This window comes from Finegoldia magna ATCC 53516 (assembly GCF_000159695.1).
Taxonomy (GTDB): domain Bacteria; phylum Bacillota; class Clostridia; order Tissierellales; family Peptoniphilaceae; genus Finegoldia; species Finegoldia magna_F.
Genome location: NZ_CM000955.1, coordinates 1,759,797 through 1,777,290 on the forward strand (window position 1 = coordinate 1,759,797; position 17,494 = coordinate 1,777,290).

The 17,494-nt window shown below is 30.6% G+C and carries 6 protein-coding genes and 2 pseudogenes; all 8 read right to left on the reverse strand.

The features are described from left to right. The gene (locus tag HMPREF0391_RS08490) at window positions 1-7,671 is read right to left on the reverse strand and encodes a helicase-related protein (RefSeq protein WP_002836655.1); all 7,671 of its coding nucleotides are present in this window, start codon (window positions 7,669-7,671) and stop codon (window positions 1-3) included. Between the two features lie 82 nt (window positions 7,672-7,753). Continuing rightward, entirely contained in the window at window positions 7,754-9,967 is a 2,214-nt protein-coding gene (locus tag HMPREF0391_RS08495) for a hypothetical protein (protein ID WP_002836656.1), read from the reverse strand. Window positions 9,968-10,002: 35 nt separating this feature from the next. Continuing rightward, window positions 10,003-10,965: a DNA cytosine methyltransferase gene (locus tag HMPREF0391_RS08500; RefSeq protein WP_002836657.1), complete on the reverse strand. Its 963-nt coding sequence runs from the start codon at window positions 10,963-10,965 to the stop codon at window positions 10,003-10,005. Beyond that, window positions 10,958-12,679 carry a DNA topoisomerase 3 gene (locus tag HMPREF0391_RS08505; RefSeq protein WP_035109583.1) on the reverse strand — a complete coding sequence of 574 codons (1,722 nt, stop codon included), beginning with the start codon at window positions 12,677-12,679 and terminating at the stop codon, window positions 10,958-10,960. The genes HMPREF0391_RS08500 and HMPREF0391_RS08505 overlap by 8 nt, the downstream gene beginning before the upstream one ends. A 63-nt stretch (window positions 12,680-12,742) precedes the next feature. Then, on the reverse strand, window positions 12,743-13,609 hold the full coding sequence (locus HMPREF0391_RS08510; RefSeq protein WP_002836659.1) for a CD1107 family mobile element protein: 867 nt from the start codon (window positions 13,607-13,609) through the stop codon (window positions 12,743-12,745). A 14-nt stretch (window positions 13,610-13,623) separates the two neighbouring features. Further along, window positions 13,624-15,974 (reverse strand): annotated as a pseudogene (locus HMPREF0391_RS08515) (leucine-rich repeat protein). Further along, window positions 15,961-16,200 (reverse strand): hypothetical protein, encoded by a 240-nt coding sequence (locus tag HMPREF0391_RS08520; RefSeq protein WP_001080402.1) that lies wholly within the window; start codon window positions 16,198-16,200, stop codon window positions 15,961-15,963. Before HMPREF0391_RS08520 ends, HMPREF0391_RS08515 begins: the two are co-directional and overlap by 14 nt. A 14-nt stretch (window positions 16,201-16,214) precedes the next feature. Further along, window positions 16,215-17,336 (reverse strand): annotated as a pseudogene (locus HMPREF0391_RS08525) (C40 family peptidase); the annotation flags it as partial. Window positions 17,337-17,494 lie beyond the last annotated feature (158 nt).

Here is a 17,494-nt window from a genome sequence, read left to right on the forward strand (position 1 = left end):
CTAAATAAGGAGAGCCTTTCGCCCTCCTCTATCTTTCTTGTGCTTTTTCGTTTTTTTCTTGATTTTTATCTTTTCTTCTTCCGATTTGAATTTTGATATTTGTCCCAATATAGATGGTTTCTCTTCCCTTGCCTGAAGATTATCCTCTACATCATAGGTTGATTCAAAGTAATCACTATCTTTAAAATCATTGTCATACCTATCTGGTATTCCATCATTATCAAGATCTTTTGCTAGTGGATCATAGAAGTTTCCATCATCATCTATTTCTAAACCTAGGGCTTGTTTTAAATCTTCTTCATCTACTGATACCAGATCGTCAAAACTTGACATCTTTATGGCTTCAGTCATATCTTTAATAGCTTGTGAATTAGATATATCTTCTTCTACAAAAGATTCTGTTCTAATAGCTACATTATCTACATACTGAGTCCATGTTTTTTCTTCTAAATTTACCTCATATTGAATCGTGTGCTTACCATCAGGTGTTTCTGTATAGGCAAGTCCTATATGGCTTAAATCAGGGTATAATTTGTCAAAGTCTTCATAGCTATTAGATTCTGAGAACTCGTAGTTAGAATAATCAACTATCGCCCTCTTTAAATCTTCTAATAATGGTGATTGGTTTTCTAATTCTTCTACTTCTCCCATATCTAAAAGTTTATTAATTTCAGCTAATCTTAGTGTCTTATCCCTTAACTCATCTGCTTTTTCAAATGGTTTGGTCAATTCTACTTTGGCATTTTCTAAAGATTCTTTATAGTTTTCAAGGTTTTGATTTAATCTTCCAAGCCTTGCAGGCATTTTTTCAATAGCATTATCAAGTCTTGTTATATTGCCATCAGTAGAGTTTGAAAACTCTCCAAAGTATTCTGCTTTTCCTAGGAGTTTAAAAGTATGAGTATTAGTCATAAAGTTATATGAAACTTGTAAGTCTAAATTTCTATATTTACCAATAACCTTGCTATCATTTATCTTTACCTTTTTTATTTCTTCTAATAGCTTCTCTCCAGCTTCTTTCTTATCTAAAATTTTATTTGCACCAAGACTGATTGAAGTGAATTTACTATCTCCTTCTCCTAATTTCTCAACACTTGCAATATCTTCTTTAACTGCTTGTATTTCCATTTCAGTTTTTAAAATACTTTGAGGATAAAATTTATTTACCTTATCTTCAAGCTTATATTTATTAGATTTATAGTTTGCTTCCAGCATTTTTAGCTTTGTAACTTCGTTATCTAAATCCATTTTTTCTTTAATTAGAGGATTGCCAGTGGCTAAAGCCTTAATTTCTGAATAAGATAGACTTGCTTCATCAACATCTTCTGCAACTCTTACTGGAGTTTTTGAAGTCATAATTTGAGAAATGAATTTTTGCTTATTCTCTATCGTCTGCCACAAATAAGAATCAAAGGTATTTTCTGTTACATATCTAAAGATATTGACTTTATCATTTTCATTACCTTGACGAACAATTCTACCACTTCTTTGCTCTAGGTCAGACGGTCTCCATGGGACGTCTAAATCGTGTAAGGCTATTAGTTTATTTTGTACATTTGTACCTGCTCCCATTTTTTGAGTAGAACCTAATAAGACTCTTACTTCTCCTCTTCTTACCTTAGAGAACAATTCATCTTTTTGTTTGTCTGTATCTGCTTCGTGGATAAAGGCTATTTCTTCTTTAGGTATTCCCATATTCACTAGCTTATTTCTAATATCATCATAGATATTAAATTCTCCATCTCCTTTTGGTGTAGACATATCTGAAAATACTAATTGGGTCGATGAATTTTCTTTTGTCTTATCCCAGATTGAAAAGATATTTTTTACACATACATTTACCTTCGAATTAGGATCATCTGGAAGTAGTGGGTTTATTAATCTTTGGTCAAGGGCAAGTTTTTTACCATCATTTGTAATCTTTAGCATGTTATCTTCTGTAGGCTCGACTTGGTTATTTCTAACCGCATCAGCTCTTTCTGAAATAGCTTCTAATATTTCTTTTTGTTCCTCAGTAGGTTTTGTTTTAATAACTTCGAAGTTTGCTTCTGGTACTGGCAAATTTAACATATCTGAAGTCTTTATATCTGCTACTTCTTTAAACATGCTCATCAACTCTGGCAAGTTATAAAACTTTGAAAATCTTGTCTTTTGCCTATAACCAGTGCCTTCTGGAGATAATTCAAAGGTGTTTTCTGTTTCTCCAAAAGTAGAAGCCCAAGCGTCAAAATGTTCTAATCCTCTTGCCTTTAAATCGTCATACTGAAGGTATCTTTGCATGGTATAAAGCTCTGTCATTGAATTTGATATTGGTGTACCAGTAGCAAAAACAACTCCCTTGCCATCTGTCATTTCATCCATATACCTACATTTCATATACATATCCGAAGACTTAAAGGCTTCACTCTGACCGATACCCGCAACATTTCTCATCTTGGTATGCAAAAATAAGTTTTTGTAATTATGAGCTTCGTCTATAAATAACTTATCTACTCCTAGTTCTTCAAAGGTTATTACATCATCTTTTTTAAAGTCATCATTTAGTTTTTCAAGTCTTACCAAGAGTTTCTTCTTTGTCTTTTCCAGTTGTTTTACTGTGAAATTTTCTCCTCTATTTCTTTTGTTCTCATCAATAAAGGAAACTATATCATCTATTTGATCTTGTATATGCCTTACCTGGTATTCCTTAGACATTGGTATTTTTTCAAATTGAGAGTGTCCTATAATAACTGCATCATATTCTCCCGTTGCAATCCTGCCAATAAATCTTTTTCTATTTTTAGGTTGGAAGTCTTTTTTATCGGCCACCATAATATTTGCTGACGGATATAATTGCATAAACTCCCTACCAATTTGAGTAGTTAGATGGTTAGGAACTACAAATAATGATTTACTTGCAAGTCCTAACTTTTTAGATTCCATAGCAGAAGCTACCATTTCAAAAGTTTTTCCTGCTCCTACTACATGGGCAAGTAGTGTATTTCCACCATAAAGAGTCCTAGCTATTGCATTTTTTTGATGTTCTCGAAGTCTAATTTCAGTATTCATTCCATCAAAAGTTAAGTTAGAACCATCAAATTCTCTATTTCTAATTGAATTGAATTTTTCATTATAAATCTTCTCTAGCCTATATCTTCTATCAGGATCTTCAAATATCCAATTCTTAAATTCTTCTTTTATCAGTTCTTGCTTTTGACTTGCTAGCATAGTTTCTTTTTTGTTTAATACAGAAGTCTTAGACCCATCATCATTTATTATTTGGTCAAATACTTTTGTATCTTTTAGATTAAGAGCATTTTCAATCAGCTTATAGGCATTTACTCTACTTGTACCATAAGTCATGTTAGCAAGGTCATTAGTCGAGTCAACACTTTTACCCTCAATATTCCATTCACTTGAGTGTGGCGAGAACCTAACATTTATATTCCACCTATCATAACCTGGTGTTTTTAAAAGGTTAAAAGTAAAGTCTTCTATATCTTTTTGAGGTATCCAGGTTGCTCCTAACCTTACATTTATATCAGAAGCAGTAAGTTCTTCAGGCATAACTTCTTGTAATTTTTCTCTTTGATATTTGAGTTTGCCTAACTCGTTTAATAGTGTATCTTTCTTTTCAGAAGGTGCTAAATCTATTACATTTTCAATTTCTCCGATATATGAATTGAGGTAGCCAATCTTTTCTCTGATATTACCACTTAAATATTCATCAGCCGATACATATGAAAAATGAAATGGATCGTCATTGTCAAAGTTCTCAAAGGGCATTCTGTTATTTATTAGGTCTGTATCCTTAATATCTAAAAATATCTCGCCCTCAAGCTCACCAATTAAGGTGTTCCTATCTTTACTTGTGATAGATTCCATATATTCAAAATCTACATATCCTTTTTGTGAAACTGATAAGACTAAAGCTTCAAGGGAAGTGTCTACATGATCTACTACCTTTGCCTTTGTTATTGTTCTTTTTGAGAATATATCACTCTTAGCTTTGAAATTATCCTCATCATCAAGTATTTCTATTGATGAAACCAAAGGAAAGTTTGAGTCTTCCTTTAAGGCTCTAGTATTTGATAAGGAGTTAATAAAGCCATGTTTCTTTGAAAAGTTATCATAGACTTCATTTAACTTTGCTTGTGACTCTTTTATTTCATCGTCTGAAAAATAGTCCTTTTGTTTTTCTATTACATCTTTTAAAGCATTCATTACATCAAGATAATCTTTTATCTTTTCTTTATTTTTATCTGATATATTCTGCTTGATTAAGACTGAGTTTTCTCTTAGGTAGACCTCTTCATCAATAATAGTGTAAGAAAAATTCTTAACATCATCTGTTGCTGGAAGACTTAATTCTTCATCTTCCAATAGTTCGACCTCTTCATATTTTGAATTTGAAGATATTTCCTTACTTGCAATATCCATTAAGTCTTTTAACTTTTCATCTTCTTTTTCATCACAAGTAATAGTATTGCCAAATCTGCCAGATACTTCTTTCATATTCCCTAATACCATCTGAGGATTATCTACAAAGTATTTATTATAAGTCAAACCCTTTTTATCAGTTGCTAGATGAATCCAATCATCATCTCTTTCTATAACTGAATCTCTCTTTTTCAAGAAAATAATATCTGAAGTAACTTCTGTACCAGCAAGTCCTTTAAATATTGTATTAGGAAGCCTCATAGCTCCTAAAAACTCACATCTTGCATTAATATATTTTCTAACAGATTCATCTTTTTTATCCATAGTTCCAGATGAAGTTATGAAGGCAATAATTCCTCCATTCCTAACCTTATCTATTGACTTTGCAAAAAAATAATCGTGAATCAGAAAGTTATTTCTGTTATATTCACGATCGTTAACTTTAAAATCTCCAAAGGGAACATTTCCTATTACCAAGTCAAAGAAATTATTTGAGAAGTTTGTTTCTTCAAAACCTTTAATTTGAATATTAGCTTCAGGATAAAGTTCTCTTGCTATTCTTCCGCTTAGACTATCTTTTTCTACTCCATAGACTTTAGAGCTTTGTATTTCACTTGGCATACTTCCAATAAAATTACCGACTCCTGCAGATGGTTCAAGGATATTCCCAGTCTTAAAACCCATATCTGTTATGGTCTTATATATTCCATCCATTACCTCTCTAGGTGTATAAAATGATGTTAGAGTAGACTCTTTAGCATTCAAATACTCATCATTTGTTAGATTTTCTTTTAAAATATTTCTTGCTTCAAGCCATTGTCCTCCCTTTTCTTCATCAAAGACATCGGCAAGACCACCCCATCCTAGATAATCAGCAAGATAGGCTTGTTCATACTCTCTTGGACTCCTATTTTCATTTTCAAGTCTTTTGAGCATCTTAATAGCTTTTATATTTTTATCTAGCTTTTCTGATGGTGTTAGGTATTCTGAGTAGATATGATTTTTCAAGTCATAATTTCTAGCAAAACTTAGCCTTTCCTTATTAGGTTCATAGCCTAGATTTTTTAAATCCTCTTTACCCCTCAATAAGTTTTCGGCTGCTTCTCTTGGAACATTGTATCTATCCATCATTTGGTCAATTTCAAGATTGTGGTTATCTATAAAGCTTTCTTGCTCTACTTGTCTTTCAATTTGTTTTTCATGCTCAGATAATTTGTATATCTCATAATTTCCACTATCTAAAAGGTCATCAATCTTTCTACTTTCTTCAAATGTTTCACCTTTATATAAAGGGAATTCTTCCCCATTAACTTCTACCTTAGTTCCAGCTTCAATTAAGTTAATTCCATCAAAGGTATTCTTATCTTCTAAAATAAATTCTTTTCCAACCTTTACTGCTAATTTTTCTGATGTTTGAGTTAGATTTTCAAAGATTTCTTCAAGGTATGAATCGTTTCTATATGGAATTACTTCCGAACCCCTAATCATACCTCCCATATACTCCATATTATCTCTAATGGTTACAGTTTTAAGTCCTCCACTTAGTTCATCAAAATCTGTAATGGTAAAGTCCTTATCTTTATATCTAACCTGATCACCTTTCTTAAACTTAGGCTCTATCTTTTCCTTAACTTCTTCTTGTGAAGCTTTTTCCTCACTTAGTGCAACTTGCTCTTCTAAATATGAAAATTCACGCTCATTAACTTCTTCACCATCTCCAAGGTCAATTCTATAATGTTCGACAATTTCGCCGTCTACATAGTGATCAAAATAGAATTTGAAATATCCGATATAATCATCAGTCATTTCTCCAAATTCATTTTCTCCATGAGTTTGATTATGGTCTTTAATATCAATATCCTTTTGTCTTAGGATATTGATTAAGTCTTTAGTTACTATCTGCCCACTATAATCGGGAACTAATTCGTGATTTTCATTAAATTCTACAATCCAGTAATCTTTTCTATTTTCAGTGTTTTTGCCATCAAAAAAAGAAGCTTCATCAGCTTCCTTTTCTGGACTTATTTCATTTTCTAAGCTTCCACGTATTCCTTGATTGCCATTTTCTTCACTGTTGCCATCAAGTTGTTCATCTGTCCTTGGTATTCCTCTGGATTCCCTCTCATCATTTTCTCTGTCAATCCTTGTGCTTTCATCATCTTGACTTTCTCTCTCTTGATAAAGTCCACTGCCTGATTCTGAATTTCCTTCAGGTGGTTCAAAAGTGTTTTCTCCTCGTACATTTTCTGAAGTTTCTTCCAGTTCTCCATGTCTTCGCTCCCTACCAGGTAAGACAGTCTTAGAACTGCGTATGTTGGATTCGGAAATCTCTCCATAAATTCCAGATCCTTCTCCATCATGTCCAAGGTTTTCTCTTCGATCTTCATTGCTATTTCTTCTGTCGCTTCCATCTGTGAAAACTCGTCCATCTCTACTTCTTGACCTATCATCTCGTCTATATAAATCATCTTGACCTCCTCTATCTTCATTTATATTTTCTATATCTCTATTATAGTCGCCACCGGCCCTTTCTGTCAGCAGCCTAGCTCGATCCATTTCCTTAGATTTTTCTATTGTGCTATCTATAATATCTTCGCTAACTCTTGATATTACAAGACCTATCTGTTCTAAAGAAATTGTATTAATCCTAGAAAAATTATTTTTTAAATTTTCCATATCCATAGGATAGGCTGTATTAAACCTATTAGCTATCGCATAGGATATTGAGTCTCTCATAAACTTTTCAAAACTCAGTCTATCCTCTACATCTATTCTCAAATCAGCAATAGCCAAATTAATATATTCATCTCCATAAATTCGACTTAAAGAAAATATATTTTCGTTTAGTGAATCACTAGCTTCAAATGAAGAATCTCTTATTATTTCTTTTAAAGCCTCGTTATGGTTTTCGTGGTCAAACTGCCATAAGCTAACCTCATTAATATTCCTATCCATTGATGTGGTTTGACTAATATCGAAAATATATGAAATTCTTTGATTTACATCACTTCCAACTAAAATTGGAATACCCTTTTGACCTCTCATAACAACTCGACCAAAATATTTCTTCCACATATCAAATGTCGCACAAGCTCTAGCTTCAGGTTCTTTGTTGTATATACTTAGTTGGCTAGAAAAATCATATTTCTGATTGTTACCTATAACTTTTAAGAGTTTTAAATATTCTTTTTCATCTTGTAAAACTTCATACTTTATTGCTTCTTGTATGTTCTTAAAATCATTTACTTGCATTTCCTACCTCCTTTTTTGAGTAATAAAAAAGACGATAGATTTTAAATAATCTACCGTCTATAATGTAATATAATTAAATGACCTATATTAATTCTTTAAGTTTTCCATATAAGTTCAATAATTCGTTAATATCCATATCCATTATAGGCTCATACATAAAAGAGTTTATATGAATATTTTCTGGAGTCATTATATTAACTTCATTAACTATATTAATTTGTTCTTCATTCGCAATCTGCTTATATGCATCAAATAATACCCTGGTCATATTATTAGTTTTATCTACATGATTCAGAAATTCCGCTTTATCTCCTGTTTTCAAATTATTTTTCACTTTCCAATTTAGCATACCATTATAATTATTAATTTTATCTAACATTATTTCCTCAGCTTTAAGTCTACAAGCCATTGATAATAAAACTTTATGCTCGAGCAAATTTAAGTTACTAGTTAAGTTTTCAGTAGTTTCATAAAGCTTTTCTATAACCAGATCATCCTCTTTAAACTCACTTGGTATATCAAATCTCCCTATATATTCTTTATATACTTTCCCTAAAGTTTTAAAATTAATAGTTCCTGAATTTTCTTTTTTGTGTAGTAAATTAGTTAATAGCTCATAATCGCTATCATAATAATTTGAATCATTAACAGATTTATCAAAACTATATTCAATTAGATTCCTAACAAATGGTATAAGTGCAAATAAGGAATATTTATCTGGTTTAGTTTTCCATGTTATAAAAGGTTGTTTTTGATATTTCTCTTCTATCAAATTTAAATCTTGTTTGTTTTCAACGATAAATCTAGATGTACGAGGTACATTTAGTCTAGAAGAAATTGTTCTATAAAAATCAAAATTATGAGATAAAATTATCATTCTAAAATTATCAATTGTTGCCATTTCATACAAATATTCTACAATAGCATACTTATTTTTATAATCAAAAGAATCTGCTATATCGTCTACTATAAATAGGACTTCATTGCTTTCTTTTTTTATTTTTTCTATGTCAAATATTATATTTAACAAATATAAAGATCTTTTCTCTCCTTGACTTAACACGTCTAATTTTTCTAAATTTGATCTATCTAAACTTGCTTGATTTTCACCCTTTTCAAATATAAACTCCACACGTGGTAGGTTTTCTCCTATTATCGCTCCCTTTAAATTTGATATTTTCATCTTATATGGAACAGTGAACCTATCTTCAAATATTTCTAAAGAACGATTCCACAATGTATTGTCTATATTGAGATTTTTAATATTCTCCTCTAATTCTTTATATATCTCTAATAAATCATCAAAAGATTTCTTTTCTTTCTTTATATATGAAGTCCATAATTCTTTTTTTAAATTATCTAAATTTTCTATTTTCAAAAACTCTATTAGTTCAGGATTGTTTTCTATTGTATCTCTTAATAATATGCCTTTTGTATCACTTAGTAACTTTTCTATCTGTTGAAATTCTGGAATATCTTTAATTTTCCCCTCTATTTCATATATTTTCTCTTGTAGTTCATCATTATTACCAATTACTATGCTATTATTTAAATTAAGTTTATTATCTCTTACAAAAAAATTATCTGAATCTAAATTTTTTGCAACATTCTTCAATTTTGGAAATGTGAATTGACCTTTTTCAAAAAAAGTATAACTACTGTATATAGTTTCAGCAGCTTCACAAAACTCTTTTATTTTATTTTGAAAACTACTGTCTTTTATTTTTTTAATTACACTATCATCAAAAATTGTAGAGTATTTAACATTAGGTAAATACGTTTTATTTTCAGCTTCACATAATTCTTTCAAGCTTAATAAAAAACTTTTTTCACTTAAATTCATGTCAGAAACTACTGTAGGCTCTAATTCATAAATTTTTCTTCCTTGTTGTGTTTTTTCAATTTTTAATCCTGAATATTGCACTAACTTTTTTAAAAAATTATTTTTTTGCTTTAATAAAGTTGTGATAGATTTTTTTGTTTTTTCGTCTACTAATAAATCTGCTACACTACTAGATTCATAATAATTCTCAAAGCTTTTTATTACAAACACTTGCTCTTTTCTTATATCTTGTCCATCTATGCTCACATTAACTTCTGCTTTTATATCGAATATTTCATCACGTATTTCGTCAGCTTTACCATCTTGAATTTTCTTAAAAGTTTTTGCAAAAGAAGTTTTCATCAATCCATTTTTTGCATATACTGTAATCACATTTGTATTTGTAAAATCAAATTCATGGTTAAACTCATCTATTCCATAACAATTCTTTAATTTACATTCTAGAATATCCATATCATATCCTCCTGTCTTTTATTTTATTATATCATTCACAATAATAAGTTTGCACTAACATGCATTATTGAACTAATAATGCACATTAAAACATCAACCACAATAGAATTGCCGGCCTGCTTATATAGTTTGCTTGAAGTGCAATTTTTTCTTCTTGAATGCACTTCCTCTAATTTGTCTATATCACTATCATCAAAACCCATGAGTCTTAGGCATTCTCTTTCTGTTAAATACCTATACCTACCATTTCCAATATCTATTATTCCAGAATTAGGTACTCTCATTTGTTTTGTAGAAATAGTATAAGAAAAATCTTTAATCACTTTGAGTCGCCCTCTAAAACTGTTATCTATGCTTTTATTTAAAAATTTCAGCATATAGGGTTGGGTCATTGTATAAAGTTCACTTACATCCTTTTCTAAAAATTCACTTAGTGGTCTAGTTTCTTTCCTCTCCAATTTATTAAAAGAAAAGTTATTTGCTCCTAGACATGAAACAACAAATATCCTCTCCCTTTTTTGAGGTATCCCAAAGTCCATTGCATTTAAAATTTCATACTTACTTTCATATCCAAGGTCTTCTAACTCCTTTAGATAAATAAACAAGGAGTCCCTCATATTTCTATCAAGGACTCCTTTTACATTTTCCCAAATTATCCATTTAGGTTTATCTTTCATTTCTTTGATTATTCTAATTGTTTCAAATAGTAAGCTTGATCTAGTTCCTGAATTCTTTACTCCTCCTTGCTTTTTCCCTATTCTTGAAAAGTCTTGGCAAGGACTTCCATGCATAATTAAGTCTATCTTCTCATTAGGAGCTTTATATCCTACTACTGATTTTGGCTTATAAGCCTCTCCATAAAGTGCGTTGTATGATTTAACACAAGCCTTATCTATTTCTACATAATCAACTACTTCATAAGATATCTTTAAATTAATAAAAGCCTTTCTAATAGCACCTATGCCACCGAAAAGCTCCAATATTTTTACCTTATTCATTTAGATTATTCTTGTACCTATCTACAAGCTCCCTTATACTATCTTCTATTTCTCTTAAAAAGTCTTCTTTATCTACTTCACCAGAGCTAATCTTTGCAAGTTTCATTTCCCATTCAGATGTTGTTTTAGCTGACTTAAACTTATCCTCTACAATTGATACAAGTCTATTGCCTTTTTCTGTTACAAGTAGATTTTTCTTATCTCTTCTTATAAGGTCCTTATGGATAAGATTTTCAATAATTCCTGCTCTTGTAGCTGGTGTTCCTAAGCCTTTTCTCTCCACTTCTATATCTTTATCCAGTGATTCAATCCCTGCATTCTCCATAGCCTTTAAAAGTGTATCTTCATTATAATGACTTGGAGCTTTTGTAAATTTCTCCGATATATTTTTAGAAGTTAGCTTAATTTTATCTCCAGTCTTTACATCTGGTAATTCATTTTCTTGCTTTTCTTTTCCATAAGCCTTTAGATACTTGGTATAACCTTCATCGATTATAGTCTTTCCACTTGCATTGAAGTTAAATTTATCATATTCATATCTGATTTTTCTACTAGATTCCTTTAAGTTATCCGAACATGAAGCAAGTAGTTTATCCTTAATTAGATTATAGACTTTGCTTTCTTTATCAGATAAATCTTTAACTTTTCCAATACCTGATATAGTAGGAATAATCGCATAGTGGTCTGTAACCTTAGATGAATTAAAAATAGACTTAAAGTTTGATTCGTTGATTTTAAAACCTTCTTCAAGTCCTTCTAATAATTCTTTCATAGTAGTAACCATATCATCGGTTAAATACCTGCTATCTGTTCTTGGGTATGTGATTAGCTTTTTTTCATACAGACCTTGTGCCATATTTAAAGTGTCATTTGCTGAATATCCAAAATATTTATTTGCTTCTCTCTGTAAGGTAGTGAGATCATAAGGCTTATCTGGTTTTGTGCTTATTTCTTTATCCTCTACCTCTGTAATAACTATTTCATCTTCTATCAAGTTTAAAAGTTGCTCTGCCACTTCGATTTTATCAATCCTATCTGATACAAGTTTCAATCCTTTATAAGATAGGTCAACTGTATAATATTTTTGCTTCTTAAATAGATTTATTTCACTATCCCTTTTAGCTATTAAATATAGAGTTGGTGTTTGTACTCTACCAACTGAATATGTTTCCTTGTAAATGCAAGAATAAAGCCTACTTAAATTCATTCCTACCAGCCAATCAGAGGTAGCTCTTGCACTTGCCGATCCATATAAGTCTTCAAATTTTTCTCCGTCTTTAAGATTTCTAAAACCATCTTCAATAGCTTTGTTTTCCATTGAAGATATCCAAAGTCTTTGAATTTTCTTCTTACATTTAGCTTGATTATATACAAGCCTAAAAATAAGTTCTCCCTCTCTTCCAGCATCACAAGCATTTATAACTGTGTCGATATTCTTATCGTTTAAAAGTTTCTTTAAAACTCCATATTGTTTTTTAGTGCTTTTAGATACTTCATAAATATATTCTTCTGGAATTATAGGAAGATTTTCTATTGTCCATTTCTTCCATTTTTCGTCGTGTCTTTCTGGACTTGCCATTTGAATTAAATGACCGACACACCAAGAAACAATGTATCCATTCCCCTCATAATATCCGTTTTTTCTTGTTCTTGCTCCAATTACTTTTGCAATTGTAACTGCTACGCTTGGCTTTTCTGCTATTACTAATTTCATTAATACCTCCATAAATAAAAAAAGAGCGAAAGATTTCTCTCTCGCTCAAACTTTTAAAAATTATTATAATAGTTCATCTTCATCGTCTTCATCTAAAGATTCTTCATTACTTTCTTCATTGTCAGATTCATCTTCTGACTCACTAATATAATCCTTATCATCTTCTTCAAAGTCTTCCAACATTTTATCTTCCTTAGCTTTGACTACCTTAAAATAGTATCCTGCTCCTATAACTCCTCCAATTACAAGTGCAATAATTAGAAATGAACCTATTCCACTTTTCTTTTCTTCTTTTACTGGAACAGTCTTAGGTTCTTCTTTTTTTACTTCTTCTTTCTTAGGCTCTTCAACCTTTATAGTATTTTTGTCTTCTGATTCAATCATATTAAGTAGGTCTTTCTCTCCTACTTCTGTCAATAGCCTTACATTATCTTGATTTGATGAGTGATCCACTATTAGGTGCATAGTTTTTCCACTTTTAGTTTGAAATGTTAAAAATTGTCTCACATCTACTGGATTTTCTTTATCTTTTTCTGTATCTCCACTTGGTGTTATATCTTTTCCATTCCTATCTACATTTTCAATTACTGAACCTCTTGCCTTATTTTCTTGTGTCGCAAGATTATTTACTGCCTTTGTATTACCACCTTTTACAAGTGGGGTTTTCTTTGGAGGATTATTTGAAGGCTTATTTGCTTCACTTGTATTTCCTGGTATTCTTGGAACATCTTGATAAGGAATTTCTTCTTTTGACGGTGTAAAAACATCATCTTTCAACATTTTTTCAAATTCTTCTTTTTGTGGTTCATAGATTGATTCGTTTTGACTTTCTATTTGCCCTTCATTTGTCATTGCAAATGTAGTTGCTGGTACTGTAAATGTAAAAAGGAGTAACGCTATGGCTACTCCTCGTTTAATACTCTTATTCATTTTTCTATCCTTTCTTATTTTACATTTTTAAATACATAGACTGCTTTTCTAGCATTGTCCCATTCTATTGTTTGGTTTTTACCATCTTTAATATCTCCATTACTTGCTCCAAAAGCTTTAGCAATGTTTGAAATTGAAGCATGGATTCTTCCATTTATAATAACTGGCTTAACATCTGAATTGTAGACTTTACCATCTGAATCTTTCATAACACCAGTATCAATATTTAGTCTTAATGTCTTTTTAGCTAGGATATTATTCTCTTTATTGGAGAAAATAGCTTCACGAGTAGAGTTGTCATACTCAACATTAAAACCTAGAGTATAAGCGATATATCTTACTGGAATCATAGTTCTTCCTTGATCCACATAAGTTTTTACATCCATATAGACTGTTGTCTTACCATCTTTGTTGATAATGTTATAAAAGTTTTTGTCAACTTGGAAAACTGCAAATTCTTTTTCATCTTTAACTTGTTTTTTGTATTGTTGTTCCTCTTGCTTTTTCATCTTGTTAAGATCAAATTGATTTAGGATGTTCTTGTCATCAGCTTTCAAAAGTTCATCCCACTTCTTATCTTGAGATTTCTTATCTTCTTTCTTTTCTTTGTTTTCTTTTTGGAGTTTTAGAAGTTCATCTAATTTTTTAGATAGGTCTTGGTTTAGATTTTTATCTTTTTCATCTTTAGCTTGTTTCTCAAGTTCTTCTTTTGCTTTTTTATTTGCTTCCTCGATTAACTTCTTTGCTTCTTCGATTTTCTTATCTAATTCTTCTTTTAGCTTTTTAATTTCTTCTTCAGAAGCTTTTTGTTTTTCTTCTAGTACTTTAATCTTATCTTCTAATTCTTTTTTTGTATTTTCAGAAGATACTTTTAAACTATCAATAGCCTTTTGAAGCTCTTCAATTTTCTTACAGCATTCTGACTTAGAATTTTCTGTCTCTTTCTTTTTAGACTCTAAGTCTCTTATCTTAGCATCTTTTTCATCAAGAGCTTTTTCTAAGTCCTTAATTCTATTATCTTTATCTTCAATTTCTTTAGTCTTCTTTGCAAGTTCCCCTTCTAAAGACTCAAGCTTTTCTTGCATTTCTTTGATTTTATTTTCGTTTTTATCTGTCTTTTCTTTCTCAGCTTCTAACTCCCATTTTGTAGATGAATAATCTTCTTTTAGTTTTGCATTTTCATTTGTAATCTTTTTAATTCATCTTTAAGCTGAGTAATTTCTGCTATTAGTTCATCATTGTTAGAATTTTTAAGTTCCTCAATTTCTTTATTCAATTGAGCAATCTTATTATCTTTATCTCTAATTTCTTCTTCTAGCTTAGCTTTTTCTTGTTTTAGTTTCTCTCCATTATCTTTGCAAGATTCTAACTTTTCCTTTAATTCATCTATCTTTGTTTGGTCTTCTTGTTTCTTATCATTTAAGTCTTTGATCTGATTTTCCAAGTCCTTAATATTTTTAGTTAAATCATCAATCTTATTGTCCTTTTCATCAATATCTTGCCCTGTTAAATCTGTTTGAGTATCAATGGAATATTTATTTGGATTGTATATAGTCATCTTTCCTTGATACAAATCATTGTTATAATCAAATTCAAGTTCTACACTATCTACGTTCTTATCAAAGACAAACTCTCCATTTTCAAACCTTAATCCATTAGGAATAGATTTGAATCCTTGATTTCCGTTGAAACCAAAATGATTTTCGTAAAATGGATTTTGTTTTGGTCTATACTCAACTTCTTGATTATGGAATACTCCCTTACTGTTAATGTTTGGATTGCCTAAAACTTTTACAGTGTGTAGTTTATTTCTTGAAAAAGCATACTGTTCAATTGTCTTCACAGACTTCGGTATAGTTATTTCTTGAAGGTTATTTCTTTCAAAAGCATTATGTTCAATATTTACCAAAGTATTAGGTAAAGTTACTTCTCTAAGTCCACAATTGAAAAATGCTAAACCACCAAGATAAGTTAGACTATTTGATAGTTTTACTTCATCTATACTTGCTTCGTAAAAGGCAGCATAACCTAAATGCTTAACAGAATCAGGAATAATTACTTTATCCCAATGTTTGCCACGCCCAAATTCTCTTTTATATCTAAGTTCATCGTTTGAATGACTTAAAGAATAATTTCCATTTATAGACTTCGTTCCTTCAGGAAATACTAGAATATTTGTCTTTTCTTTCTTTTCTAAGCCCTTATCACTAAAAGCGATTATATTTCCCTCAGAGGAATACATAAAATCATCTTCCGTCCAAGTAACATCAGACTTTGCAAATGCACTTGTATGCACAGTTGATGTTAAAACTAATAAAAGAGCCATAAAAAAGGCTCTTAGTCTGTTCGTATTAAATTTCTTCATTATGAATGTTCTCCTTTTCTTTTAATTTCTCTTCTCTTTTTCTATCATTGATTTTCTCCATTAATTCTTCCAAGCTAATATTGTTCCTCCTAAGAGTTACAATTATTTCTTCATTTTCAACCTGTATTTCTTCATCGCAAATTTCCTTGTATTTTGCATTTAAATCTTTCAATTTCTCTTCTATTTTTTTCTTTTTGTTTCTAATACTTATAAGCTTCCTGTTCACATAATATCTCCCTTCTATCTAGGTCTTCCAAAACCATAAAAGTGTGATTTCCAATATTTTGAATTTATTGATGTGTATTGAATTGGATCTCATGCGTGAATCATCATTCCATTACCTGCGTATATTCCTACGTGAGATATTGGTGTTCCACTGTTATATGTTGAATGGAAAAATATAATATCTCCAGGTTGAGCTTCACTTGGACTGACTGGGTTACAATAGTCTTTGTATATTCTCCATGCAGTTGTTCTTGGCATTCTCTTTACACCAGACTTTGTAAATGACCAACATACAAAACCTGAGCAGTCAAAGTTAGATGGTCCACTTGCTCCAAACACATATCTTTTGCCTATATGTTTTTCTGCTTCATTAAATAAGGCTTTGGCAGTAGCTGAATCAAAAGCAAGACCAGGATTTCCAAAGTTTGGATTATCTACTATTTCTCCTAAGTCCCCATTACCTGATCCAAAAACATCTCCCATATTTCCCTTAGCTTCAAGAAGAGCTTCATAATGAACTACATTGTCTGGATAATCTTTAAATATTTCCCTAACAACTTCATCCATTTCTCTTTTCTTTAAAGTTACAATTAACTTTTTATATTCGTACTCTTCTTTTTCATAGCTAGTATAGGGATTACCACGACTATCATATCTAGTTCTTTCTACTGTTCTTGTTCTAATTTCGATTTCTTCCTTAAAATCAAGCTTATACATTTTATCGAAAAGCTCTTTTAAAATTCCTTTTACTTCAGATGCTGATTTTACTTCACCACATCTTGAAGTTATATAGGATAAAAGTTCATGGGTATTATGACCAATTTCTCCATCTTTATTTATAATATATTCGTCATATCCAGGATGACTTGTTTTTACACTTTCGATTTGTGATTGTAGGTCATACTCCATTGATGAAAATTCTTGATTAACTTCACTTAGAACTGTATCTTGTGATAGGTATGTTGTTGTCATTACTGAGTTAACAGAGTTACTTAATCCACTCATACCAACACTTCCACCACCAATCATGATTGATAGCATAAGACCTAGTCCTATTACTAGAAATAGAACCATCTTACTTTTTCTTACGATTAGCTCTTTAGAAGCCTTACCTAAACTTAAAATAGCTTTTTTAAGGGTATGTGAAAAGTTTTGTGTATCAGCTCCTCCTGATAGGTTGTGAGCTGATATTTTTTTGATTTTTAAAAAATATACTTTTATTACTAAAATCTGAAAGTTCAGATATTTGTAACCTAATTTTGGCACAATTAAACTAAAAGGTCAAGATTTTTCTA